Origin of the sequence: Bacillus pumilus, from assembly GCF_003431975.1 — a bacterium.
Classification (GTDB): domain Bacteria; phylum Bacillota; class Bacilli; order Bacillales; family Bacillaceae; genus Bacillus; species Bacillus pumilus_N.
Genome location: NZ_CP027116.1, coordinates 1,596,977 through 1,621,047 on the forward strand (window position 1 = coordinate 1,596,977; position 24,071 = coordinate 1,621,047).

Sequence of the window (24,071 nt, forward strand, 5' to 3'; positions counted from 1 at the left end):
AATATCGTTTGACAAAAGACACAGGAATATTTAATAATAGTGAGGATTTAAGTTTACACTTTGTTTTTCGTGTTTATAATGATGTTCATCATAAAGAATTTTTAACGATTGCCTGTTAGATAGGTGCAATTAACATAAATATGAATTGTGAAATGTATAAAGAGAGAACACCTCTTAAGGGGGATTTTGAGTATGGCTGATTATTTAGTCATCGTTGAGTCGCCAGCCAAGGCGAAAACGATTGAGCGTTATTTAGGTAAAAAGTATAAAGTAAAGGCTTCAATGGGACACGTAAGGGATTTACCGAAAAGTCAGCTTGGTGTTGACACTGAGCATGATTTCGAACCGAGATATATTACGATTCGCGGGAAAGGCCCCGTTTTAAAGGAATTAAAAACAGCGGCGAAAAAAGCAAAGAAAGTCTATCTCGCAGCTGACCCCGATAGAGAGGGAGAAGCGATTGCTTGGCATTTAGCGCATAGTCTTGACCTTGACCTCTCTTCTGACTGCCGTGTTGTCTTTAATGAGATTACAAAAGATGCGATTAAAGATTCCTTTAAGCATCCACGTATGATCAACATGGATTTAGTTGATGCACAGCAGGCGAGACGGATTTTAGATCGTCTTGTTGGGTATAAGATCAGTCCGATTTTATGGAAGAAAGTTAAAAAGGGATTAAGTGCTGGCCGTGTGCAATCTGTTGCACTACGACTAATTATTGATCGCGAAAATGAAATTAATGAGTTTAAACCAGAAGAATACTGGACAATTGACGGTACATTCCTAAAAGGCAAAGAAAGCTTCGAAGCAAGTTTCTTTGGCGTCAATGGGAAAAAGCATCCACTGAAAACAAAAGAAGATGTAAAAGAAATCCTTTCGAAACTAAAAGGGACCAAATTCTCTGTAGAGAAAGTGACGAAAAAAGAGCGTAAACGTAATCCAGCTGTTCCGTTTACAACATCTACTTTACAGCAGGAGGCTGCCAGAAAATTAAACTTCCGTGCGAAAAAGACGATGATGATTGCACAGCAATTATATGAAGGAATTGATCTTGGTAAAGAAGGTACAGTCGGACTCATTACATATATGAGAACAGACTCAACACGTATTTCCAATACGGCGATTGAAGAAGTATCTGCTTTCATTGATCAGACGTACGGTAAGAATTTCTTGAATACAACAAAACGAACCGCCAAAAAGAATGATAATGCACAAGATGCTCACGAAGCCATCAGACCGACTTCTACATTAAGAAAACCAGCAGATGTCAAACATGTCCTAAGCCGTGATCAGCTTCGTCTGTATAAATTGATTTGGGAACGATTTGTGGCAAGCCAAATGGCACCGGCTGTTCTTGATACAATGAGTGTAGACCTTGACAATAACGGACTTACATTCCGTGCTAACGGAAGTAAAGTGAAATTCCCTGGATTCATGAAGGTATATGTGGAGGGGAAAGACGACCAGCTAGAAGAAAAGGACAAAATGCTGCCTGATCTGAAAGAAGGCGATACGGTTCTTTCAAAAGATATCGAACCTGAACAGCACTTCACGCAGCCGCCCCCACGCTACACTGAGGCAAGACTTGTTAAAACACTTGAAGAGCTAGGAATCGGTCGACCGTCTACGTATGCACCAACGTTAGATACGATTCAAAAGCGCGGCTATGTCTCACTTGATAACAAACGGTTTATTCCAACAGAACTTGGAGAAATTGTTCTGAGCTTGATCATTGAATTCTTCCCTGAAATCATTAACGTGGAATTCACAGCGAAAATGGAAAAAGAACTTGATAGCGTTGAAGAAGGTACGATTGAGTGGGTGCGCATTATCGACAGCTTCTATCAAGACTTTGCAAAACGCGTAGAAAAAGCAGAAGCAGAGATGCAAGAAGTTGAGATTGAACCTGAATACGCCGGGGTTGACTGTGAAGAGTGCGGACATCCAATGGTGTACAAAATGGGTAGATACGGTAAGTTCATGGCATGTTCTAACTTCCCTGACTGCCGTAACACAAAACCAATTGTGAAAGACATCGGTGTGAAATGCCCGACTTGTCACGAAGGAAACATCGTTGAACGAAAATCTAAAAAACGCCGCATTTTTTATGGCTGTGATCGTTTTCCAGAGTGTGAATTCGTTTCTTGGGACAAACCAATTGAAAGAAAGTGTCCAAAATGCGAAAATATGCTTGTAGAGAAAAAGCTGAAAAAAGGCATGCAGGTTCAATGTGTGAGCTGTGATTATAAAGAGGAACCACAAAAATAGCGGTGAGCAACCTTGTTCACCTGCTTTTTTATGTCATCAAACAGAACTTACGAAATAGGAGAGTTGTACAATGAGTCAATTTGTAAATGTGATCGGAGCAGGTTTAGCCGGAAGTGAAGCGGCTTGGCAAATTGCCAAGCGCGGAATTAAAGTCAATTTGTATGAAATGAGACCTGTCAAACAAACGCCAGCTCACCACACGGATAAATTTGCAGAGCTTGTATGCAGCAATTCACTGCGTGCGAACGCTTTGACGAATGCGGTAGGTGTATTAAAGGAAGAAATGCGTCATTTAGATTCAGCCATTATCGCAGCAGCAGATGAAAGCTCAGTCCCTGCTGGCGGAGCGCTAGCGGTAGATCGTCATGAATTTGCAGCAAACGTCACTGAGCGCGTGAAAAACCACCCGAATGTTACGGTCTTTCAAGAAGAAGTGCAAAGCATTCCAGAAGGTCCGACAATTATTGCGACAGGCCCGCTTACATCTGAAGCACTTTCAAAAGAATTAAAAACGTTAACAGGTGAAGAGTATCTCTATTTCTATGATGCAGCGGCACCAATTCTAGAAAAAGATAGCATTGATATGGATAAGGTGTACTTAAAATCACGCTATGACAAAGGAGAGGCTGCTTATTTAAACTGTCCAATGACAGAAGAGGAATTTGATCGTTTCTATGAGGCGCTCATTTCTGCAGAGACTGTGCCATTAAAAGAATTCGAAAAAGAAATCTTCTTTGAAGGCTGTATGCCAATTGAAGTCATGGCGAAAAGAGGAAAGAAAACGATGCTGTTTGGCCCGATGAAGCCAGTAGGACTTGAAGATCCGAAAACAGGAAAAAGACCTTACGCTGTTGTTCAATTAAGACAGGATGATGCAGCAGGTACTTTATATAATATCGTTGGCTTCCAAACACATTTGAAGTGGGGAGATCAAAAGGAAGTATTTCGCTTGATTCCAGGTCTTGAAGAAGCAGAGATTGTTCGTTACGGCGTTATGCACCGCAATACTTTTATTAATTCACCAAGTCTTTTAAAACCAACTTATCAGTTTAAAAATAGAGACGATCTATTCTTTGCCGGCCAAATGACAGGTGTTGAGGGCTATGTCGAGTCCGCAGCTTCCGGGCTAGTGGCTGGAATTAACGCGGCTCGTTTTGTCAAAGGAGAAGAGCTTGTGACACTTCCCGAGGAAACAGCGATTGGTAGTATGGCCTATTACATCACATCGACAAATAAGAAGAGCTTCCAGCCGATGAATGCGAATTTTGGCTTGCTGAAGGATCTTGGTGTTCGAATTAAAAACAAACAAGAGCGTTATGCAGAGTACGCTAAGCGCGCAATCGAAACTATTCAAACTATTTCGAAATCTCTGTAGTAAAACATTGCACGGAAAGCAAGATATGTGATACCATTTAAAAGCCTTAAAGAGGTGTAAAAATGACGAATAAACAGCGTCTTGTCCACTTATTCATTGAATATCTGCAAATTGAAAAAAACTATTCAGCTTTAACGATCTCAGGATATACAGAAGCCATAGAAGAATTTGTCAGATTTATGAACATTCAAGGAATAGACGGTTTTGAAGAGGTATCCTATCAAGATACGAGAATTTATTTAACAGAAGCTTATGAAAAAGGCCTGACAAGAAGAACGATTAGTAAGAAAGTCTCTGCGCTTCGCAGCTTTTATAAATTTCTATTAAGAGAACAGCTTGTGAAAGAAAATCCTTTTTTACTCGTTAGCTTACCAAAGCAGGATAAGCGAATTCCTTCATTTTTGTATGAAGAGGAACTAAAAGAGCTTTTTACAGTTTCTGATGTCAGCACACCGCTCGGACAAAGAAATCAGGCAATTTTAGAACTTCTTTATGCAACAGGTATGAGGGTCAGTGAGTTATGTTCATTAAAAGAATCTGATCTTGATTTATCGATGGATACAGTGCTTGTTCATGGGAAAGGCAGCAAGCAGAGGTATGTTCCTTTTGGTTCATATGCTCATGAAGCACTCATCACTTATTTAGAGGATGGAAGGCAGAAGCTGAAAGCGAAGGGGAAAGATCGTGCTGTTGCCTACGTGTTTTTGAATCAGCGCGGGGCGCCTCTTACAGACAGGGGCGTTCGATTCATTCTTACTGAATTAATGAAAAAGGCGTCTGGCACATTACATATCCATCCTCACATGTTAAGGCACACCTTTGCTACACACCTCTTAAACGAGGGGGCAGATTTGAGAAGTGTTCAAGAACTTCTCGGTCACTCAAATTTATCATCAACACAGGTGTACACGCATGTATCAAAAGATTCTTTAAGAAACACGTACATGTCTCATCACCCAAGGGCTTTTAAACGATCCTAAAAGGAGGTTTTTTCATGTCATCATTTCATGCAACAACCATCTTTGCCGTTCAACATAAAGGGAAAAGTGCGATGGCTGGTGACGGTCAAGTCACATTTGGGCAGGCTGTCGTGATGAAACACACGGCAAAAAAAGTGCGCCGTCTTTTCGGAGGCAAGGTGCTCGCAGGCTTTGCAGGTTCAGTAGCAGATGCATTTACACTCTTTGAAAAGTTTGAAACAAAGCTTGAAGAATATGGTGGTAACTTAAAGCGTGCAGCTGTCGAATTAGCGAAGGAATGGCGAAGTGACAAGATGCTCAGGCAGCTTGAGGCCATGCTGATCGTCATGAACAAAGACAGCATCCTGCTTGTCTCTGGGACAGGAGAGGTCATCGAACCAGATGACGGTATTTTGGCCATTGGCTCAGGCGGCAATTATGCGCTTAGCGCCGGGAGAGCACTTAAAACACATGCAGGTGATCACCTGACAGCAAGAGAGATCGCTCATGCAGCTCTTGAAACTGCCGGGGAAATTTGTGTCTACACGAACGATCAAATCACTTTAGAAGAGCTTGAATAGAAAGGACATGAGACGTATGGAGAAAAAGCCGTTCACCCCAAGAGAGATAGTTGAAAAGCTTGATCAATACATCATTGGTCAGCTTGATGCGAAAAAAGCAGTGGCGGTGGCTTTAAGAAACCGTTACAGAAGAAGCCTTTTACATGATAAGCTAAAGGATGAAGTCGTTCCGAAAAATATTTTAATGATCGGCCCAACAGGTGTGGGGAAAACAGAGATAGCCCGCAGAATTGCCAAAATTTCTGGTGCGCCTTTTATTAAAGTGGAAGCGACGAAGTTTACTGAAGTTGGTTACGTCGGCCGTGATGTAGAATCGATGGTCAGAGATCTAGTTGAGACAGCGATCAGAATTGTCAAAGAAGAAAAGATGAAAGACGTCCAAGAAGAAGCGGAAGAACAAGCAAATAAACGTCTTGTTCATTTACTTGTTCCTGGTAAGAAGAAAAGCCAGTCTATGAAAAATCCATTTGAGATGCTGTTTGGTGGTTCTGATGAAGATGACCGTGATCGAGATCAATCAAATGAAGAAGTTGAACTTGAATCGACAAGAAAGCGAATCGCTCATCAACTAGCAATGGGAGAACTTGAAGATCATTATGTCACGATCGAAGTGGAAGAACAGCAGCCGTCTATGTTTGATATGCTTCAAGGCTCGGGTATGGAGCAAATGGGCATGAATATGCAGGATGCGCTCGGCAATCTCATGCCTAAAAAGAAAAAACGCAGAAAGTTGACCGTCAGAGAAGCAAGAAAGGCGTTAACTGCTGAGGAAGCTTCAAAACTGATTGATATGGATGAAGTCAGTCAGGAAGCCGTCTATAAAGCAGAACAGCAAGGGATTATTTTTATCGACGAAATCGACAAAATCGCCAAAAGCGGTGGTGCATCTTCTGCAGATGTTTCTCGTGAAGGGGTTCAGCGTGATATTTTACCGATTGTAGAAGGCTCAACGGTGATGACGAAATATGGGGCAGTGAAAACAGACCACGTGCTTTTTGTAGCAGCAGGTGCATTTCATATGGCGAAACCATCAGATTTGATTCCAGAGCTTCAAGGGCGCTTCCCAATACGTGTAGAATTAGATAAATTAAGTATCGAAGACTTTGTGAAGATCTTAACGGAACCAGATAACGCATTATTAAAGCAATATAAAGCTTTACTTGAAACAGAAGGTATATCTCTTGAATTTTCTGACGATGCTATTCATAAGATTGCCGAAGTGGCTTATCATGTCAATCAGGAGACAGATAACATCGGTGCAAGAAGGCTTCATACCATACTTGAGAAGCTGCTTGAAGAGCTCTCATTTGAGGCGCCTGATATTACAATGGAGACAGTGACCATTACCCCTCAGTATGTAGAAGAGAAGCTAGGAAAGATCGCAAATAACAAAGACTTAAGTCAATTTATACTTTAACAAATGAATAAAGTAATCTAGGAGGATCATTATTATGGCGTTACTACAAAAAACAAGGATTATTAACTCAATGCTGCAAGATGCAGCGGGGAAACCAGTTAATTTCAAAGAAATGGCAGAAACATTGAGAGATGTCATTGATTCAAACATTTTCGTGTTAAGTAGAAGAGGGAAACTACTAGGCTACTCGATTAACCAACAGATTGAAAATCCACGTATGAAGAAAATGCTTGAAGACCGTCAGTTCCCTGAAGAATACACAAAGAGTCTATTCAATGTCCCTGAAACATCTTCAAACCTTGACATTAACAGTGAATATACAGCTTTTCCGATTGAGAACCGTGACTTATTCGAATCAGGTTTGACAACAATTGTCCCAATTATCGGCGGAGGAGATCGTTTAGGAACGTTAATCTTGTCTCGTTTGCAAGATACTTTCAAAGACGATGATTTGATTCTTGCTGAATACGGTGCAACAGTTGTTGGAATGGAGATCCTTCGCGAGAAAGCAGAGGAGATCGAAGAAGAAGCAAGAAGTAAAGCCGTTGTCCAAATGGCGATTAGTTCTCTCTCATATAGTGAGCTTGAAGCCATTGAGCACATCTTCGAAGAACTTGATGGCAATGAAGGGCTACTTGTCGCAAGTAAAATTGCTGACCGTGTAGGAATCACTCGTTCAGTGATCGTGAACGCCTTACGTAAGTTAGAAAGTGCAGGCGTCATCGAATCTCGTTCTCTTGGAATGAAGGGAACATACATCAAAGTGTTAAACAACAAATTTTTAATTGAACTCGAAAATTTAAAATCTCATTAATCAAAACCCCTTTTCGGCCAAAATACAAGCTGAAAAGGGTTTTTTTTGTGTGAAAAATGAGTATTTGTCCGAAAAATGACACTCTTTTTTCCAAGAAACCCCTTACAATTCTGTAGTTCTTTGAATCTAGGCCTTTATACCTATTCGTAAAATAGATATATATTACGAGTTTTTTTTACATATACATCATAGACTTTAATCCTATTATTTCTTACAATGAACATATGGTTTTACAAATCTCGACATGATTAAATGGAATGAAATACATATGATTGGAGGTATATGGTTTTGGATATATTTTCTGGAACGATAAGCAACCTTGAGAATGCCTTGGGCAGAGCGAATGTTAAGCAAAAAGTCATAAGCAACAATATCGCGAATATAGACACACCGAACTACAAGTCGAAAAACGTCGCATTCCATGACATGCTAAATGATGCGTCGATCAAATTAGATGCTAAAAAAACATACCAAGGTCACATTGATTTTTCTAAAACAGGGTCTAATTATTCAGTTGTTTCAAGCAACCGTACTTCTTATCAAGAAAACGGAAATAATGTCGATATTGATCAAGAGATGAGTGAACTCGCTAAAAACCAAATTCAGTATAATGCGTTGGTTGAAAGAATGAGCGGAAAATTCAATTCTCTTAAAACAGTTTTGACAGGAGGTAAGTGATGTCGATTTTTTCAGGCGTTAACGCTTCGGCCTCAGCATTAACTGCACAGAGGCTCAGAATGGACGTTGTATCCTCTAACCTTGCAAATATGGATACAACAAGAGCTAAACAGGTTGATGGCAACTGGGAGCCTTATAGACGTAAACTCGTCACATTACAGCCGTCAGGTGAATCATTTTCATCTATATTGAACTCAAGTATGAATTCAAGCGGCAAATTAGGAAACGGCGTCAAAGTAACAAAGATTACAGAAGACGAAACTCCATTCAACCTTCAATATGATCCTACAAATCCCGATGCCAATGAAAATGGATATGTTCAAACACCTAATGTTGATCCATTAAAGGAAATGGTTGACCTCATCAGCAGCTCAAGGTCATATGAAGCAAACGTGACCGCACTAAATGCAAATAAAAGCATGCTGATGAAAGCTTTAGAAATAGGAAAGTAAGGTGAAAAGAATTGGTTAACGCAATATCTCCTTTCCAGCTTCAAACCGCTCAGCAAGCAAGTGAATTGACAAATGCATCGTCCGTTCAAGCGGCTGCACCTAAAAGTCAAACGAATTTCTCTGACGTGCTGAAGAATTCCATTGAGGCATTAAATCAATCACAGCTGAAATCAGACCAGTATACAAATGCTCTTGCACAAGGAAAAGATGTCAATCTAGATGAAGTCATGATTGCCTCACAAAAAGCGAGTGTGACACTCACAGCTGCAACGGAGTTTCGAAATAAAGCAGTCGAAGCGTACCAAGAGATTATGAGAATGCAGATGTAGGAGGTGCTGAAGGACAAAAAAAGACTGAATGGAATGACCGGGGGTTAAGATGAATCGTACTTTAATGCAATTAAGAACAAGAACAGTTGAGTTTTGGCGAAATCGATCAAAATTACAAAAAATACTTATGATTGGCGGCGTTGCTGCCCTAGCAATCATTATTACGGTTGTTAGCATCTTTGCTTCTTCTGAAAAAATGGTTCCGTTGTTTAGAGATTTGTCTGAGGCTGAAGCTGGGCAAATCAAACAGGAACTGGATGGCAAAAACGTTAAATCGGAACTTGCGAACAATGGAACAACGATTCTCGTTCCAGAAAAGCAAGCAGATTCCTTAAAAGTAACACTCGCATCTGAGGGTCTCCCTAAGACAGGGAATATTGATTACTCCTTCTTTGCGAACAATTCCGGCTTCGGTTTAACAGATAATGAATTTGATGTTCTGAAAGTAGACGCAACTCAGACAGAACTATCCAATCTGATCAACACAATTGATGGGATTAAAGATTCAAAAGTGATGATTAACCTGCCAAAAGATTCCGTTTTTGTTGGAGAAGAGCAAAGTAATGCATCAGCATCCATTGTGCTGCAAGTTGAACGTGGCTACACGCTCTCGCCGCAGCAAGTAAAAGGCCTTTATCATCTTATTTCAAAAAGTGTGCCGAATTTAAAAACAGAAAACATTGTCATTATGGACCAAGATTCTAACTACTACGACTTAAACAGCAGTTCCGATTCCTATGCAAGTGGAATGGATGCACAGCAGCAGAAAAAAGAGGAAATCGAAAAGAACCTCCAAAGAAAAATTCAGCAGCTGCTCGGAACAATGATGGGTCAAGATAAAGTTGCTGTATCAGTCACAACAGACATTGATTTTACTGAAGAGAAAAGAAAAGAAGATCTTGTAGAACCAGTTGATAAAGAAAACATGCAAGGCATCGCGGTCAGCGCTGAAAAGATTGCTGAAACGTATTCAGGAAATGGTGCAGCAGCTGGTGGCACCGCTGGAACAGGCGACGATGATGTAACAAATTATCAAGGTGCCGATGGAGCGAACGGAAGCGGAGATTACGAAAAGAGTGAAGATCGTATCAACTATGAAGTCAACCGCATCCACAAAGATATCAAAGAAAGTCCTTATAAAATTAGAGATGTTGGCATTCAAGCTTTGGTCGAACCACCAACAGCAAACGATGTAAACTCTTTAACGCCTGAAAGGCAAGATGATATCAAAAAGATTCTCTCAACGATCATTAGCACTTCAATTGACAAAGAATATACAAATGGTCAAGCGCTCACTGAAGCAGACCTAGATAACAAAATTGTTTTATCTGTATCAAAATTAGACGGTAAACAGCAAACTGCAGCAGAAAACCCATCAAACAATATTCCAATCTGGGTTTATATTGTAGGCGGTGTGCTACTACTTGCAATTATCGCTCTCATTATTCTTCTCGTGCGTAAACGCAGAAAAGAAGAAGAAGAAGAGTTTGAGTTTGATGAACGTACACCAATCCATGTTCCTGATATCGACACTGAACCAGAAACAGAAGAAATGGTGAGAAAAAATCAGCTTGAAAAAATGGCAAAAGAAAAACCAGAAGACTTTGCTAAATTGCTACGCAGCTGGCTGTCCGAGGATTAGGAGGAATACACATGTCGAGAAAAGATCCAAATCGACTAACAGGCAGACAAAAAGCAGCAATCCTAATGATTTCCTTAGGGCTAGACGTGTCAGCATCTGTATACAAACATCTGTCTGAAGACGAAATTGAAAAATTAACATTAGAAATTTCCAATGTACGAAGTGTAGATACTGCTAAAAAAGATGAAATCATCGAAGAGTTTCACAGCATCGCCATCGCGCAGGACTACATATCACAAGGCGGTCTTATGTATGCAAGACAAGTGCTTGAAAAAGCGCTTGGTGAGGACAAAGCGGATAGCATCTTAAACCGATTAACATCCTCACTTCAAGTGAAACCATTTGATTTTGCTCGAAAGGCTGACCCAGAACAAATCTTAAACTTTATCCAGCATGAGCACCCACAAACCATCGCGCTCATCCTTTCCTACTTAGATCCAGTACAAGCTGGGCAAATTTTATCTGAGTTAGGCGAGGAAGTACAAACAGAGGTTGCGAGACGTATTGCCTTAATGGATCGCACATCTCCAGAGATCATCAATGAAGTGGAACGTATTCTTGAACAAAAGCTTTCTTCAACCTTCACACAGGACTACACGCAAACGGGCGGGGTCGAAGCGGTTGTAGAAGTACTAAATGGTGTAGACCGTGCGACTGAGAAGACCATCTTAGACACACTTGAAATTCAAGATCCTGAGCTTGCTGATGAAATCAAGAAACGTATGTTTGTCTTTGAAGATATTGTTACTCTTGACAGCAGAGCGATTCAGCGCGTTATCAGAGATGTAGAAAATGATGACTTATTGCTCGCTCTTAAAGTGGCAAGCGAAGAGGTCAAAGAAATTGTCTTCCGCAACATGTCCCAGCGAATGGTTGAAACATTCAAAGAAGAAATGGAGTTTATGGGACCTGTCCGGCTTAGAGATGTCGAAGAAGCACAAACCCGTATTGTCAGCATCGTAAGACGACTCGAGGAAGCTGGAGAAATCGTCATAGCTCGAGGCGGAGGAGACGATATCATTGTCTAGGATTATCAAACACGAAACATCTGTTATTCCTGAGCAAGGCCGGCAAACGATTCCTTTGCAGCAAGTGGAGTTCAAAAAAGAACATCACGAAGAAGAGCTTGTCAATGAAACAGAAGCATCGCAGCTCGTATTAAGTAACGCTGAAGATCAAGCAAGCCGTATAGTAGAAAAGGCAAATAGTGAGCTTGAAAGAACAATGGCTGAAATCAATCAGCGCCGCGCTGATTTTGAAGAAGAAAGAATGCAGCTCATTGAAGAAGCGAAACAAACAGGCTATCAAGAAGGCTTTCAAAAGGGCGAAGCGGATGCGAATAGGCAGTATCAATCGATTCTTGATCAAGCAAATGACATTGTGAGTCTTGCAAAGCAGGACTACGAAGAAAAAATTGAAAGCTCCGCTGAGAAAATTGTGGAACTCGCTTTTGAACTCGCCAAACGCGTATGGTATTCGGCTGAGGACACGAAAGATCAATTTTTTGCTCTTGTGAAACAGGTCATTTCAGAAGTGAAAGAATATGACGATATTTCCATCTATGTTGACCCTGAACATTACGATCATGTGATGGATTACAAAGACGAATTAATGAGAATCCTGCAAAAGGATACACACCTTGCCATTTACTCGGATGAAAAAGCGCCAAAAGGAACTTGTTACGTAGAAACAAGTTTTGGAAAAGTGGAAGCGAGTGTTGATACCCAAATGAATCAGTTGAAAGAAAAATTACTAGAAGTCATTGATTCAGGTGATCACAAATGAACATGGATGCGTTAAAAGAAACGATTGAAACCGCAGATCCTTATAAACGATTCGGTAAAGTCAATCGAGTTGTTGGACTGATGATTGAATCGAAGGGGCCCGAGAGTTCTATCGGAGACGTTTGTCTCATTCATAAAAAAGGGAGTAAGCACCATCCGATAAAAGCAGAGGTCGTAGGGTTTAGAGATGAAAATATTCTGCTCATGCCTTATGTAGAAGCATCCAATATTTCACCAGGAAGTCTTGTTGAAGCGACAGGTGAGTCGCTGAAGGTCAAAGTAGGGACTGGGTTGATTGGTGAAGTCGTTGATGCCTTTGGTCATCCTTTAGACGGCAGCATGCTTCCGAAGGGACTTGCACCTGTTTCAACAGATCAGTCTCCTCCGAATCCAATGGACAGACCGCCTATTCGAGAAACGATGGGTGTTGGTGTCAGAGTGATCGACAGTCTCCTCACAGTTGGCACTGGTCAAAGGATCGGAATTTTTGCTGGAAGTGGTGTTGGAAAAAGCACCTTAATGGGGATGATTGCAAAGCAGACAGAAGCAGATTTGAATGTCATTGCCCTTGTTGGAGAGCGTGGCCGTGAAGTTCGTGAGTTTATCGAAAAGGATTTAGGTGCTGAAGGATTGAAGCGATCGATTGTTGTCGTCGCAACTTCGGATCAACCAGCACTGACAAGGCTGAAGGCCGCTTACACAGCAACTGCTATTGCGGAATATTTTAGAGACAGAGGCAAAAATGTGATGTTTATGATGGACTCTGTCACAAGGATCGCCATGGCACAAAGGGAAATAGGTCTTGCAACTGGTGAGCCACCAACAACAAAAGGTTATACGCCTTCGGTGTTCGCTATACTGCCAAAATTGCTTGAACGAACTGGAACGAATCAGCTTGGTTCCATCACAGCGTTTTACACAGTGCTTGTTGATGGTGACGATATGAATGAGCCGATTGCTGATACAGTCAGGGGGATCCTGGATGGCCACATTGTACTTGATCGCGCTTTAGCCAACAAAGGACAATTTCCCGCTGTTAATATTCTGAAAAGTATCAGCCGTGTGATGAGCAATATCGCAAGTCATGATCATAAGGAAGCGGCCAACCGGTTCCGCCAGCTTTTATCCACCTATCAAAACGCTGAAGACCTCATTAACATTGGAGCATATAAAAAAGGCTCTTCGAAAGACATTGATGAGGCTATGCAGGCTTATCCGCATCTCATTTCATTTTTGAAGCAGGATGTTGAAGAGGCTGTATCGATTGAAGACAGTGTGAGCTTATTGCTCCGTTTGATGAATAGAGAGGATTGACAAAACAGTGAGATATCAATACAAATTTCAAAAACTCTTAGAACTGAAAGAAAATGAAAAAGACAAGTCACTCGCAGCGTACCAACAATCCGTTTCGGCATTTGAGCAAGTTGCTGAAAAACTCTATGAAAATATGAGTAAAAAAGAGCTAATGGAAAAAAGCAAGGAAGAAAAGCTGAGAAGCGGAATGAGTGTTCAAGAAATGCGTCATTACCAGCAATTTGTGACCAATTTGGATAACACCATTCAGCATTATCAGCAGCTTGTGATCATGAAACGCCATCAAATGAATGAAAAACAATCTGATTTAACAGAAAAAAACATTGAGTTTAAAAAGTTTGAAAAAATGAAAGAAAAGCAGTATGAAAAGTTTTCCCTTGAACATAAGGCAATTGAAATGAAAGAAATGGATGATATCTCTATCAGCCAATTCATGTTTCAAGGACATTAGGAGTCGAGATGAATGCCTAAGAAGGAAAAAACGAAAGAATCAAGCGGCGGTAAATTTCAATGGATCTTGTTTATTGTCATCATCCCATTGATTGTGCTTGTGTTAGTGGCTGGCACAATCCTTTATATGGCAGGTTTTGATCTAAAAAAACCGCTCCAAAACATTCCGGGCGTAAGCAGTTTGGTTGGATCAGATGACACCTCAAAAACGTCATCTTCACATAATAATCAAAGTGAAGCAGAGCTGAAAGAATTGAAGAAGACCATTAAAGAGCAAAAAAATGAGCTTGAAATTGCACAAAAAGATTTAAAAACAAGTGATGAAGAGATTAAAAGACTGAATCAAAAAATCAGTTCACTTGAAAAAACGTCTGAAAATAATGCGAATGATACGTCAGCGGATGACAGTTCATCAAATGGCAGCTCAACCAATACGTCAGACAATAATGCAGCAGGGACTTCCTCAGATGCGTCAGCATCTTCTAATCAGAAGAAAAAAGGGAAAGTTGCCAGCATCTATGAAAGCATGGACGCAGGGAAATCCGCCAAAATTTTATCAGAATTAAGTGATAAAGAGGCATTGAAGATCCTTGAAGAGCTGAGCAAAAATAAACTAACAGACATATTAGCAAAACTAACACCTCAGAAGGCGGCTACATTTACGAAAGAGCTTGCCAAAAAAGAAGAAAGTGAAAATGGGGGTGGACAATAAGTGAAGCTATTGGATATTGGAGCCTTACAGCAATCTTCTCAAGGTCTTTTGGGAGTAAAAGGGAGCGATGCGGCATCTGCACGTGGGTTGTTTAAACAATTGCTTAGCGGTGCAGGCGCACAAAGCGGTCTTGTTAATGCTGAGAAAGCGAGTGCCTCTCTTTCCATCAATGATGCGATGCAAATCATTGAAAAATGGATGCAATCACCGGAAGAAGGGATCGACGGAGAGCTCCTTGGAGCGCTTCAAACACTTCAAGGTCAAACGCTTGATTCATCTGATCTCAAGTCACTTGAAGAGTTATTCCAAAAAATGGAATCGTCGATTTACGGTGATCAAACTGATCAGCCAGCTTCTGAACATAGTGAGCAGCTCATACAAGTCCACTTTTTCTTATATCAACTGCTCAATCAACAGCCGCTCAGCATTGATACAAAGCTAGTAAAGGATATTGAAACGAAAGGTCAAGACTTCATTCACTTTCTTTCGAAAAATGGAGTAGATGAGAAACTGATTCAGCAAGTCAAAGAGCAGTTCTTCTCGCAGGGATCAGCGCCAAAGCTGAATTCAATGTCTCAAAGTGAACTGAAACACTTTAATCAGTTAATCGACCATATGATGGCAAATGCAAAAGGGTCAGACAAAGAGTTGAAAATTGCCTTAGGAGAATTGAAAGAATTGGTCTCTCCAAGACAAGAATCTACTCTTGCTACTCCTGCTAAAGGGGCTGCCTCTCTTGAATGGCTCATCAAAAAAGAAGTGGTCAAAGGGCAAAGCACTGCTGCACCTGCTTCTGAAAAAACGATCACTCATACGCTTTTGCCAGGTCATAAGCAGCTTTTTCAACTGCAATCAGCAGCTCCTGTTCAGCAGACACAAACAACTGATGAAAAGCCGGGAACGGTTGATCAGCAAATTCTAAATACGTGGAAGCAAATGAAATTCACGCCATTTGGTAACTCAAGCGGACGCTTTACAGTTCGATTAAATCCAGAAAATCTCGGATTTATCACGATTCAGCTGACGAAGCAAAATGGTATGTATGCGAGTAAGATTACTGCTTCGACACAAGCGGCAAAAGAGCTGTTAGAGCATCACCTGCCGCAGCTCAAGCAGGCGCTTCCGAATATGTCGGTTCAAGTGGACCGTTTCCATATACCACTTCAATCAAATGAACAGTCGTTATTTGGACAGTTTAATGAACAAAACAAGCAACAGCAGTCAAAAGGACACGATTTTCAGCAGCCTGATGAACAGGAAGCAGAATTCCAAGATGTACTGGATGCTCTTGTTGGATCAGATGAAGAAGAGGAGGAAATCTAATGGCAACAGTTGATGCTACGAATAGAACAGTCGCACAAACAGACACTTCTTCAAACGCAGCAAAGAAAACAGATACGCTTGGCAAAGATCAATTCTTGAAAATATTGCTCACACAGCTTCAAAACCAAGATCCTACAAATCCACTAGATGACCGTGAGTTTGTCACACAGCTTGCGACATTTTCATCTTTAGAACAGCAAACCAATATGAACGATTCTATCACCAAGCTGAATCAGCTCATGTCTACATTTGTTGCACACCAAGATCCGTTTACGACGTATGTAGGGTGGATTGGTAAAGAAGTATCGGGCAAATTGGATGATAAAGAGATATCTGGCACTGTGAAGTCTGTGAAAAACATTGACAATGAATACTTCCTATATTTAGAAGATGGGACGAAAATCAGCCCTTGGGATGTTACAGCAGTTGGAGAAAAAACGAAGTAATTCGAGGAGGAAAATAAATGTTACGCTCACTTTACTCAGGAATTAGCGGAATGAAAAACTTCCAGACAAAATTAGATGTTGTAGCCAATAACGTAGCCAACGTCAATACACACGGATACAAAAAAAGCCGTATCACTTTTAAAGATATGGTCAGCCAAACCATTTCAAGTTCTGGTGGGCCGACGAACAACTCTGGTTCAATCAACTCGAAACAAGTTGGTTTAGGATCATCTTTATCTTCTATTGATAAAATCATGTCAGCGGGAGCTTCTCAAAATACAGATGAACCGTATGACTTCTATATCAATGGTGATGGATTCTTCCGTATTCAAAGTCAAGGAGAAATTCTTTATACAAGAACTGGGAATTTCAAACCTGATTCAGAGGGAAGCTTAGTCACTTCTGATGGAAATTACCTGCTTGGAATGGATGGACAAAAGATAACGATTCCAGATGGCATTTCAAGTGTGAGTGTTGGTCCAGATGGGACGATTTCGGTTGTTGAAAACAATGTATCAAGAACCGTTGGTCAAGTATCACTCGTTTCGTTCCGTAACGCAGGAGGGTTAGACAAAGTTGGTGACAACCTTTACCGCCAAACGTTAAGTTCAGGTGCACCAAGTAACCCTATCGTACCTGGTGAAGAAGGAACGGGCGTGATCCAAACAGGTAGACTTGAAATGTCGAACGTTGATTTAACAGACGAGTTTACCGAAATGATTATCGCACAGCGCGGATTCCAATCGAATGCAAAGACGATCACAACATCTGATGAAATCCTTCAAGAGCTTGTGAATCTGAAACGATAGGAGGTAGGGGGAGCGAGTGATCGCTTCTCTGCTTAATATGATTGAAGTGACAAGATTGAATGGCAAAGGATTTATGCTGAACGCTCTCCATATTGAGCAAATCGAAAGCTTTCCAGACACGACCATTACATTAGCCAATGGAAAGAAATTCGTTGTGAAAGAAGATGAAGAGCAGCTTCAAGAGAAGATCATTTCTTTCTACAGAAAAATCCAAGTCATTTCATTGAACCAAGGAATAGAGGAGTTTGAATGAAGAAGAAATTAGTCGTAGTAATGCTAATCATGATTATTGCCATCGGTGGAATAGGAGCAGGCATCATCTACCTGCTGAATGGATCAGACGAAGCAAAAGCTGAAAAAGAGCCAACAGCAGATGAAGTCGTAAAAGCTTCTGTTGAAATTCCTGAGATTGTTACTAATTTAAAGTCTGAAGGAAATGCGGTTAAACTTGTATTGAATATTGAAACGGACTCTGAAAAAGCAAAAGAAGAGCTTGAGAAAAGAAGTTTTCAAGTGAAAGATGCCGTAATCGATATTTTATCTGACACAAATGCAGATGAACTTGATGGCAAAAAAGGCAGAGAACATTTTAAAACACAAGTCAAAAACAAAGTGAATAACTATTTGCAAGATGGCAAGGTGAAAGAAGTATATATAACCTCCTTTAATCTGCAATAGAGGCGATTAATTGACACGATGGAGGTGAAGAAATGTCAGGAGAAGTGCTTTCCCAGAATGAGATCGATGCATTATTATCCGCCATATCTACAGGTGAAATGGATGCAGAAGAGCTGAAAAAAGAAGAAACGACGAAAAAAGTAAAGGTGTATGACTTTAAACGTGCACTGCGTTTTTCAAAAGACCAGATTCGAAGTTTAACAAGGATTCATGATAACTTCGCTAGACTGCTCACCACGCACTTTTCAGCTCAGCTACGATCATATATTCAAATTACTGTCAGCTCGGTTGACCAAGTACCATACGAAGAATTTATTCGTTCGATTCCTAATATGACATTATTAAACTTATTTTATGTCAGCCCACTTGAAGGAAGAATCATGCTTGAAGTGAACCCAACAATCGGCTATGCCATGATGGACAGGCTGATGGGCGGGATTGGCATTAGTCATAATAAGACAGAATCACTTACAGAAATCGAAACAAAGATTATCTCAAACATGTTTGAGGGAGCTTTGGAAAATTACAGAGAAGCGTGGCAGTCCATAACCGACATCGAGCCAGAAATGGCAGATTTCGAGGTAAATCCCCAGTTTGTTCAAATGGTGTCACCAAACGAAACAGTTGTCGTCATTTCTCTTAATACACAAATTGGTGAGGTAAGCGGGGTTATTAACCTATGTATTCCTCATGTTGTATTAGAGCCTATTATTCCGAAGCTGTCTGTACACTACTGGATGCAGTCTGAACGAAATGAACCAAAGCAACAAGAAACAAAGGCCATTGAAAAACGGATTATGACGGCAAAAATACCGGTAGTCGCAGAGCTAGGGGAATCGGAAATGACGGTGGAAGAGTTTTTGAATTTGGAAATTGGTGATTGTATTGCCCTGGACAAACCAGTAAATGCGCCTCTTACTGTTATGGTCGGAAATAAACCGAAATTCTTGGGACAGGCCGGCCGCGTGAATCGGAAACAGGCGATTCAAATTCTAGATCACGACATAAGAGGTGAAGAAGATGGAGAATAACGGAAGTAAATTATCACAAGATGAAATTGATGCGCTCCTAAAAGGAGGCAGCAATGACGATATAGAGCCTGATACAGTCCTTTCTGCAATGGAACAAGATGCCATTGGGGAAATTGGAAATATTTCATTTGGTAGCTCTGCAACAGCACTTTCAACCCTATTAAATCAAAAAGTGGAGATTACCACTCCAACTGTCACAGTGATTCAAAAGAGTAAGCTGAATGAGGAATTTCCTCATCCGTACGTCGCGATTGAAGTGAACTATACGGAAGGATTCAGTGCAAGTAACCTGCTTGTCGTCCAGCAAACAGATGCAGCAGTCATTGCGGACTTAATGATGGGCGGAGACGGGACAAATGCTGACCCTTCTTTAAGCGAGATTCACTTAAGTGCAGTACAAGAAGCAATGAACCAAATGATGGGTTCTGCTGCAACATCCATGTCGACGGTCTTTAATAAAAAGATTGATATTTCTCCGCCTCGCGTCGAATTACTTGATGTGAAAGAAGGAGAAGGAACAGACCGAATTCCAGCTGAAGAAATGCTTGTCAAGGTGTCCTTCAGATTAAAAATAGGTGAACTCATTGATTCAAATATTATGCAGCTTTATCCTATTACATTTGCGAAGGATTTAATCGCAGAATTAACAGTCTCTGCGCAAGAGGAAGAGCCGGTTCAAGAACCTCAAACGAGTACACCTGAACCTCAGCAGGCAGCGCCGCAGACGCAATCTGCACCAGCGCAGCAAGCAGCTCCTCCGAAAAGACAGGCGAAGCCAAAACCGGCAGAACCTGTAAATGTAGCACCTGTTACATTTGAAGCGTTCAGTGAGCCTCAGCACACGACAAGTCAGCTTGGAAATCTAGATATGCTGATGGATATTCCACTTTCTATTACGGTTGAACTTGGAAGAACTCAGCGTAGTGTGAAAGAAGTTCTTGAACTTTCAGCTGGAAGTATCATTGAACTGGACAAACTTGCTGGAGAGCCAGTAGACATTCTAGTTAACAAACGCATCGTCGCCAAAGGGGAAGTCGTTGTCATTGATGAGAACTTTGGTGTTCGTGTAACTGACATTTTAAGTCAGTCAGAAAGACTATCTAATTTAAAATAAACAAACATATAGGGAGAGAATAAGTAAATGGCTACTAAGGTATTAATCGTAGATGATGCAGCATTCATGAGAATGATGATAAAGGATATTCTTGTAAAAAATGGATTTGATGTAGTAGGAGAAGCAGAAAACGGCGCTCAAGCTGTTGAAAAATTTAAAGAAACTTCTCCAGATCTTGTGACAATGGATATCACAATGCCAGAAATGGACGGGATCACAGCTTTAAAAGAAATTAAACAAATCGATGCTTCTGCAAAGATCATCATGTGTTCTGCAATGGGACAACAGTCCATGGTTATTGATGCGATCCAAGCAGGTGCAAAAGACTTTATCGTAAAGCCGTTCCAGGCAGACCGTGTACTTGAAGCAATTAATAAAACGTTAGGCTAAAAAAGGGTGTAAGACTTGTTGAAAAAACGTTTGATATGTATAGCAATGATCAGTTTTATGCTTTTCTTGACGATGCAGCCTGCCTCACTGTTTGCTGAAACGAAAGATCCTGAAAATGGCACAGTGAATGACTGGATTAAAGAAGAGAAAGGCAGCAAAGAGGATAAAGAAAAGAAAACCACTAACAATCAAACGAATCCGGCAGAAGAAGTTCCCTCTTCTTCTGTCTCCATTATGGATTTTGTCAAAATGATTGGTGCCTTACTTTTTGTCATCCTGCTCATATACGGATTGGTGAGATTTGTTGGTAAGCAAAACCGTTTACTCAAACCATTTCGTTATGTTGAAAATATTGGTGGAACGACAGTTGGTCAAAACCGTTCAGTCCAGCTTATCAAAGTGGGCAAACGAGTATTAGTTGTCGGTGTAGCTGATTCCATTCAGTTGCTAAAAGAAATTGATGATGAACAAGAATGTGAAGCGATCGTGAAACAATATGAAGAAGCGATGGAAAGCAAGACAGATCTTCCAAAAATCGTTCAAAAATTCACTTCGCAGGTAAAGAAACAAAATCAGTCAACCACTTCTTCTTTTTCAGCCAATTTAAAGGCGCAGCTAGCCGAATTGAAAAAGACCCAATCAGAAGTCAGAAAGAAAGGCCCGAAACAAAATGAATGAGTTTATCGATTTATTTAATTCCAGCGGCGCAGGGAATATTAGCACATCTGTCCGTCTGCTTTTACTTTTAACCGTATTTTCGGTTGCGCCAGGCATTCTCATTTTAATGACGTGTTTTACACGGATTGTGATTGTTCTTTCATTCGTCAGAACGTCACTTGCAACCAACTCAATGCCGCCAAACCAAGTGCTTGTAGGGCTTGCTTTGTTTCTCACATTTTTTATCATGGCACCCACGTTCTCAGAGATTAATAAGGAGGCACTTACGCCGCTTTTAAATGATGATATTACGTTAAATCAGGCATATGAAAAAGCCGAAGTGCCGATTAAAGAGTTTATGAGTAAACATACGAGACAGAAAGATTTGGCTTTATTTCTTAGTTACGCAAAAATGGATACACCTGAATCGATAAAAGATATTCCTTTAACGGCGATGGTACCCGCTTTTGCAATATCAGAATTAAAGACGGCATTTCAAATTGGTTTCATGATCTTTATTCCATTTTTAATTATTGACATGGTGGTTGCAAGTGTCTTGATGTCAATGGGGATGATGATGCTTCCGCCAGTTATGATATCGCTCCCTTTCAAAATATTGTTATTTGTTCTAGTCGATGGATGGTATTTGATAGTTAAATCTTTGCTGCAAAGCTTTTAGAGTAGGTGCTTAAAACATGAGTTCAGAATTTGTCATTACGATGGCTGAAAGGTCAGTGTATGTTGTATTACTAGTCAGCGGGCCTCTTTTAGCGCTGGCACTCATTGTGGGACTGATTGTCAGTGTGTTTCAGGCGACAACCCAAATTCAAGAACAGACGCTTGCGTTTATTCCTAAGATTGTGGCAGTTCTCATTGGACTTGTTGTATTTGGTCCATGGATGCTGTCGACAATTGTGTCCTTTACGACAGAGCTGTTCTCGAATTTAGATCGATTTGCAGGTTAACCGGCGATGTCAATCATAGAATTATTCCCTGCTTTTCTTTTAGTTTTTATTCGAATCACTGCTTTTTTTGTGACAGTACCGCTTTTAGCGCATAGAACAATCCCAGCTATACACAGAGTTGGATTCTCACTGTTTTTAGCCGTGATCAGTTTTAGCACGATTAAAGAACCGCCAGCACTCGACATAGACGGCCTTTATATGATGCTTGCGGTGAAAGAAGCAATGGTCGGACTTCTGCTTGGACTGATTGCATATATCATGGTGTCCGCTGTTCAAATTGCCGGCTCATTCATTGATTTTCAAATGGGGTTTGCGATCGCCAATGTCATTGATCCACAAACAGGGGCACAAACGCCGCTGATGGGACAGTTTTTTTATACAGTCACATTGCTATTGATGCTCGCAACCAATGCACATCATTTGCTGCTTGATGGGATCTATTACAGCTTTCAATATATTGCAGTTGATCAGTATGCGCTGAATTTCGGCAGTGAATCCTTTGCTTACTTTATTGCAAAGAGCTTCAACCAAATGTTCATCATTGCCTTTCAAATCTCAGCACCAGTTGTGGCCAGTTTATTTTTGGTCGATTTGGCATTAGGCATTGTGGCACGAACAGTTCCGCAGATGAACGTATTTGTGGTCGGACTTCCTATTAAAATGGGTGTGAGTTTTATTATGATCATCATTTGTATGGGTGTCATTTTCGGTGTTGTTCAAAATACATTTGAAACGATTGTGCTCACCATGCGGAATTTCTTAGCATTGGTCGGTGGTTCGTCATGATCTCAAGACTGAGACTAGATTTGCAATTTTTCGCAGGTGAAAAAACAGAAAAAGCAACGCCAAAAAAGAGACAGGACTCACGTAAAAAAGGGCAGGTTGCCAAAAGCACCGACGTCAATACAGCCATCTCATTTCTACTAATCTTTTTATCATTCTTTTTTATTGGGCCTTTTATGAAAGAGCGTATTATAGCGCTCATCGAACGTTTTTATTCAACAACCATGCTAATGAAAGTTAGCACATCTAATATTCATCAACTATTTGTGGAATTGCTTCAAGAAACAGCGCTCCTCCTCATGCCAATCCTTGGTGTTGGTATGCTGGCAGGTATCATTAGTAACTACTTACAAGTCGGGTTTCTCTTTTCGACAGAAGTAATCAAACCGAAATTAGAAAAACTCGATCCAATCAAAGGGTTTAAACGGATATACAGTATTCGAGCCCTTGTAGAGCTATTAAAATCCATTTTAAAAATTGGATTTGTTGGTTTTGCGACATTCATTGCACTTTGGACGCACTTTGATGAAATCCTGCGGCTTCCTTTATTAACAGCAGAGGAAACCCTTCATTTCGTCGCAAATATGACCCTCATTATGGGTCTCTATGCAGCAGGTGCGCTCTTGATTTTAGCGTGGCTTGATTATATGTATCAGAAATTTGATTACGAAAAAAACTTACGGATGTCCAAACAAGACATCAAAGATGAGTATAAAAAATCTGAGGGTGACCCGCTCATAAAATCTAAAATTAAACAGCGGCAGCGGGAAATGGCCATGAGACGGATGATGCAGGAAGTCCCAAAAGCGGACGTCATCATTACAAACCCGACGCACTACGCAATTGCCTTGAAATATGACGAAGAAAAAATGGATGCTCCTTATGTTGTAGCAAAAGGGACAGACATTTTGGCTTTGAAAATTAGAACGATTGCGAAAGAGCACGATGTCATGACTGTAGAAAACCGGCCGCTCGCTCGTGCGCTTTATGATCAAGTTGACATTGATCAAGCAGTGCCAGAGGAATACTTTAAGGCAATCGCCGAAATTTTAGCTTACGTCTATAAAACGAAACAAAAGATTTTATGAATTTTTGGTTTT

The 24,071-nt window shown here is 40.7% G+C and carries 28 protein-coding genes; all 28 read left to right on the top strand.

What is annotated here, in order from left to right:
- The first annotated feature begins 192 nt into the window (after positions 1 to 192).
- Positions 193 to 2,268, top strand: a complete 2,076-nt coding sequence (gene topA, locus C5695_RS08130) for a type I DNA topoisomerase (protein ID WP_117730289.1) — start codon at positions 193 to 195, stop codon at positions 2,266 to 2,268.
- Positions 2,269 to 2,338: 70 nt separating this feature from the next.
- Positions 2,339 to 3,643 (top strand): FADH(2)-oxidizing methylenetetrahydrofolate--tRNA-(uracil(54)-C(5))-methyltransferase TrmFO, encoded by a 1,305-nt coding sequence (gene trmFO / locus C5695_RS08135; protein ID WP_117730290.1) that lies wholly within the window; start codon positions 2,339 to 2,341, stop codon positions 3,641 to 3,643.
- Between the two features lie 62 nt (positions 3,644 to 3,705).
- Positions 3,706 to 4,623: a tyrosine recombinase XerC gene (gene xerC / locus C5695_RS08140; protein ID WP_117730291.1), complete on the top strand. Its 918-nt coding sequence runs from the start codon at positions 3,706 to 3,708 to the stop codon at positions 4,621 to 4,623.
- Between the two features lie 14 nt (positions 4,624 to 4,637).
- Entirely contained in the window at positions 4,638 to 5,183 is a 546-nt protein-coding gene (gene hslV / locus C5695_RS08145; RefSeq protein WP_117730292.1) for an ATP-dependent protease subunit HslV, read from the top strand.
- A gap of 16 nt (positions 5,184 to 5,199) precedes the next feature.
- Positions 5,200 to 6,600 carry an ATP-dependent protease ATPase subunit HslU gene (gene hslU / locus C5695_RS08150; RefSeq protein WP_117730293.1) on the top strand — a complete coding sequence of 467 codons (1,401 nt, stop codon included), beginning with the start codon at positions 5,200 to 5,202 and terminating at the stop codon, positions 6,598 to 6,600.
- Between the two features lie 34 nt (positions 6,601 to 6,634).
- Positions 6,635 to 7,414, top strand: a complete 780-nt coding sequence (codY, locus tag C5695_RS08155; protein ID WP_117730294.1) for a GTP-sensing pleiotropic transcriptional regulator CodY — start codon at positions 6,635 to 6,637, stop codon at positions 7,412 to 7,414.
- Between the two features lie 288 nt (positions 7,415 to 7,702).
- Positions 7,703 to 8,092: a flagellar basal body rod protein FlgB gene (gene flgB / locus C5695_RS08160; protein WP_012009952.1), complete on the top strand. Its 390-nt coding sequence runs from the start codon at positions 7,703 to 7,705 to the stop codon at positions 8,090 to 8,092.
- Positions 8,092 to 8,544 carry a flagellar basal body rod protein FlgC gene (flgC, locus tag C5695_RS08165; protein ID WP_024424179.1) on the top strand — a complete coding sequence of 151 codons (453 nt, stop codon included), beginning with the start codon at positions 8,092 to 8,094 and terminating at the stop codon, positions 8,542 to 8,544. Before flgB ends, flgC begins: the two co-directional genes overlap by 1 nt.
- A gap of 11 nt (positions 8,545 to 8,555) precedes the next feature.
- Positions 8,556 to 8,873 carry a flagellar hook-basal body complex protein FliE gene (gene fliE / locus C5695_RS08170; RefSeq protein WP_007499609.1) on the top strand — a complete coding sequence of 106 codons (318 nt, stop codon included), beginning with the start codon at positions 8,556 to 8,558 and terminating at the stop codon, positions 8,871 to 8,873.
- Between the two features lie 49 nt (positions 8,874 to 8,922).
- Positions 8,923 to 10,515: a flagellar basal-body MS-ring/collar protein FliF gene (fliF, locus tag C5695_RS08175; RefSeq protein WP_117730295.1), complete on the top strand. Its 1,593-nt coding sequence runs from the start codon at positions 8,923 to 8,925 to the stop codon at positions 10,513 to 10,515.
- An 11-nt stretch (positions 10,516 to 10,526) separates the two neighbouring features.
- A complete protein-coding gene (fliG, locus tag C5695_RS08180; protein WP_008344808.1) occupies positions 10,527 to 11,543 on the top strand; it encodes a flagellar motor switch protein FliG in 1,017 nt (338 codons plus the stop codon).
- On the top strand, positions 11,536 to 12,300 hold the full coding sequence (fliH, locus tag C5695_RS08185; RefSeq protein WP_117730296.1) for a flagellar assembly protein FliH: 765 nt from the start codon (positions 11,536 to 11,538) through the stop codon (positions 12,298 to 12,300). Before fliG ends, fliH begins: the two co-directional genes overlap by 8 nt.
- On the top strand, positions 12,297 to 13,613 hold the full coding sequence (fliI, locus tag C5695_RS08190; protein WP_117730297.1) for a flagellar protein export ATPase FliI: 1,317 nt from the start codon (positions 12,297 to 12,299) through the stop codon (positions 13,611 to 13,613). The genes fliH and fliI overlap by 4 nt, the downstream gene beginning before the upstream one ends.
- 7 nt (positions 13,614 to 13,620) lie before the next feature.
- Positions 13,621 to 14,064: a flagellar export protein FliJ gene (gene fliJ / locus C5695_RS08195; protein ID WP_117730298.1), complete on the top strand. Its 444-nt coding sequence runs from the start codon at positions 13,621 to 13,623 to the stop codon at positions 14,062 to 14,064.
- Positions 14,065 to 14,076: 12 nt separating this feature from the next.
- Complete coding sequence (locus C5695_RS08200) at positions 14,077 to 14,775, top strand: MotE family protein (RefSeq protein WP_117730299.1); 699 nt, start codon at positions 14,077 to 14,079, stop codon at positions 14,773 to 14,775.
- The gene (locus tag C5695_RS08205; RefSeq protein ID WP_117730300.1) at positions 14,776 to 16,098 is read left to right on the top strand and encodes a flagellar hook-length control protein FliK; all 1,323 of its coding nucleotides are present in this window, start codon (positions 14,776 to 14,778) and stop codon (positions 16,096 to 16,098) included.
- Positions 16,098 to 16,544, top strand: coding sequence for a flagellar hook assembly protein FlgD (flgD, locus tag C5695_RS08210; protein ID WP_117730301.1), 447 nt, complete (start codon positions 16,098 to 16,100; stop codon positions 16,542 to 16,544). The genes C5695_RS08205 and flgD overlap by 1 nt, the downstream gene beginning before the upstream one ends.
- Positions 16,545 to 16,561: 17 nt before the next feature.
- A complete protein-coding gene (flgG, locus tag C5695_RS08215) occupies positions 16,562 to 17,353 on the top strand; it encodes a flagellar basal body rod protein FlgG (RefSeq protein ID WP_117730302.1) in 792 nt (263 codons plus the stop codon).
- Positions 17,354 to 17,390: 37 nt separating this feature from the next.
- Positions 17,391 to 17,606, top strand: coding sequence for a swarming motility protein SwrD (locus tag C5695_RS08220; RefSeq protein WP_008344794.1), 216 nt, complete (start codon positions 17,391 to 17,393; stop codon positions 17,604 to 17,606).
- Positions 17,603 to 18,031 (top strand): flagellar basal body-associated protein FliL, encoded by a 429-nt coding sequence (gene fliL / locus C5695_RS08225; RefSeq protein ID WP_117730303.1) that lies wholly within the window; start codon positions 17,603 to 17,605, stop codon positions 18,029 to 18,031. The genes C5695_RS08220 and fliL overlap by 4 nt, the downstream gene beginning before the upstream one ends.
- A 32-nt stretch (positions 18,032 to 18,063) precedes the next feature.
- Positions 18,064 to 19,062: a flagellar motor switch protein FliM gene (gene fliM, locus C5695_RS08230; protein WP_003212239.1), complete on the top strand. Its 999-nt coding sequence runs from the start codon at positions 18,064 to 18,066 to the stop codon at positions 19,060 to 19,062.
- Positions 19,052 to 20,176 carry a flagellar motor switch phosphatase FliY gene (gene fliY, locus C5695_RS08235; protein ID WP_117730304.1) on the top strand — a complete coding sequence of 375 codons (1,125 nt, stop codon included), beginning with the start codon at positions 19,052 to 19,054 and terminating at the stop codon, positions 20,174 to 20,176. The genes fliM and fliY overlap by 11 nt, the downstream gene beginning before the upstream one ends.
- Positions 20,177 to 20,203: 27 nt before the next feature.
- Positions 20,204 to 20,566: a chemotaxis protein CheY gene (locus C5695_RS08240; RefSeq protein WP_003212360.1), complete on the top strand. Its 363-nt coding sequence runs from the start codon at positions 20,204 to 20,206 to the stop codon at positions 20,564 to 20,566.
- Between the two features lie 18 nt (positions 20,567 to 20,584).
- Positions 20,585 to 21,244, top strand: a complete 660-nt coding sequence (gene fliZ / locus C5695_RS08245; RefSeq protein ID WP_117730305.1) for a flagella biosynthesis regulatory protein FliZ — start codon at positions 20,585 to 20,587, stop codon at positions 21,242 to 21,244.
- Positions 21,237 to 21,902, top strand: a complete 666-nt coding sequence (gene fliP, locus C5695_RS08250; RefSeq protein WP_007499580.1) for a flagellar type III secretion system pore protein FliP — start codon at positions 21,237 to 21,239, stop codon at positions 21,900 to 21,902. The genes fliZ and fliP overlap by 8 nt, the downstream gene beginning before the upstream one ends.
- Positions 21,903 to 21,918: 16 nt before the next feature.
- A complete protein-coding gene (fliQ, locus tag C5695_RS08255; protein WP_003211206.1) occupies positions 21,919 to 22,188 on the top strand; it encodes a flagellar biosynthesis protein FliQ in 270 nt (89 codons plus the stop codon).
- Positions 22,189 to 22,194: 6 nt separating this feature from the next.
- A complete protein-coding gene (gene fliR, locus C5695_RS08260; RefSeq protein ID WP_117730306.1) occupies positions 22,195 to 22,974 on the top strand; it encodes a flagellar biosynthetic protein FliR in 780 nt (259 codons plus the stop codon).
- The gene (gene flhB / locus C5695_RS08265) at positions 22,971 to 24,059 is read left to right on the top strand and encodes a flagellar biosynthesis protein FlhB (protein WP_117730307.1); all 1,089 of its coding nucleotides are present in this window, start codon (positions 22,971 to 22,973) and stop codon (positions 24,057 to 24,059) included. The genes fliR and flhB overlap by 4 nt, the downstream gene beginning before the upstream one ends.
- Positions 24,060 to 24,071: the final 12 nt, after the last annotated feature.

What these genes read in the sequence shown, in the direction of transcription:
- topA (WP_117730289.1), top strand. Translation starts at nt 193, where the DNA reads ATGGCTGATTATTTAGTCATCGTTGAGTCGCCAGCCAAGGCGAAAACG.
- fliG (WP_008344808.1), top strand. Translation starts at nt 10,527, where the DNA reads ATGTCGAGAAAAGATCCAAATCGACTAACAGGCAGACAAAAAGCAGCA.
- C5695_RS08240 (WP_003212360.1), top strand. Translation starts at nt 20,204, where the DNA reads ATGGCTACTAAGGTATTAATCGTAGATGATGCAGCATTCATGAGAATG.
- C5695_RS08220 (WP_008344794.1), top strand. Translation starts at nt 17,391, where the DNA reads ATGATTGAAGTGACAAGATTGAATGGCAAAGGATTTATGCTGAACGCT.
- xerC (WP_117730291.1), top strand. Translation starts at nt 3,706, where the DNA reads ATGACGAATAAACAGCGTCTTGTCCACTTATTCATTGAATATCTGCAA.
- hslV (WP_117730292.1), top strand. Translation starts at nt 4,638, where the DNA reads ATGTCATCATTTCATGCAACAACCATCTTTGCCGTTCAACATAAAGGG.
- fliM (WP_003212239.1), top strand. Translation starts at nt 18,064, where the DNA reads ATGTCAGGAGAAGTGCTTTCCCAGAATGAGATCGATGCATTATTATCC.
- flgC (WP_024424179.1), top strand. Translation starts at nt 8,092, where the DNA reads ATGTCGATTTTTTCAGGCGTTAACGCTTCGGCCTCAGCATTAACTGCA.
- flgD (WP_117730301.1), top strand. Translation starts at nt 16,098, where the DNA reads ATGGCAACAGTTGATGCTACGAATAGAACAGTCGCACAAACAGACACT.
- fliF (WP_117730295.1), top strand. Translation starts at nt 8,923, where the DNA reads ATGAATCGTACTTTAATGCAATTAAGAACAAGAACAGTTGAGTTTTGG.
- fliI (WP_117730297.1), top strand. Translation starts at nt 12,297, where the DNA reads ATGAACATGGATGCGTTAAAAGAAACGATTGAAACCGCAGATCCTTAT.
- trmFO (WP_117730290.1), top strand. Translation starts at nt 2,339, where the DNA reads ATGAGTCAATTTGTAAATGTGATCGGAGCAGGTTTAGCCGGAAGTGAA.
- fliY (WP_117730304.1), top strand. Translation starts at nt 19,052, where the DNA reads ATGGAGAATAACGGAAGTAAATTATCACAAGATGAAATTGATGCGCTC.
- fliL (WP_117730303.1), top strand. Translation starts at nt 17,603, where the DNA reads ATGAAGAAGAAATTAGTCGTAGTAATGCTAATCATGATTATTGCCATC.
- fliP (WP_007499580.1), top strand. Translation starts at nt 21,237, where the DNA reads ATGAATGAGTTTATCGATTTATTTAATTCCAGCGGCGCAGGGAATATT.
- flgG (WP_117730302.1), top strand. Translation starts at nt 16,562, where the DNA reads ATGTTACGCTCACTTTACTCAGGAATTAGCGGAATGAAAAACTTCCAG.
- hslU (WP_117730293.1), top strand. Translation starts at nt 5,200, where the DNA reads ATGGAGAAAAAGCCGTTCACCCCAAGAGAGATAGTTGAAAAGCTTGAT.
- flhB (WP_117730307.1), top strand. Translation starts at nt 22,971, where the DNA reads ATGATCTCAAGACTGAGACTAGATTTGCAATTTTTCGCAGGTGAAAAA.
- codY (WP_117730294.1), top strand. Translation starts at nt 6,635, where the DNA reads ATGGCGTTACTACAAAAAACAAGGATTATTAACTCAATGCTGCAAGAT.
- fliR (WP_117730306.1), top strand. Translation starts at nt 22,195, where the DNA reads ATGTCAATCATAGAATTATTCCCTGCTTTTCTTTTAGTTTTTATTCGA.
- C5695_RS08200 (WP_117730299.1), top strand. Translation starts at nt 14,077, where the DNA reads ATGCCTAAGAAGGAAAAAACGAAAGAATCAAGCGGCGGTAAATTTCAA.
- fliQ (WP_003211206.1), top strand. Translation starts at nt 21,919, where the DNA reads ATGAGTTCAGAATTTGTCATTACGATGGCTGAAAGGTCAGTGTATGTT.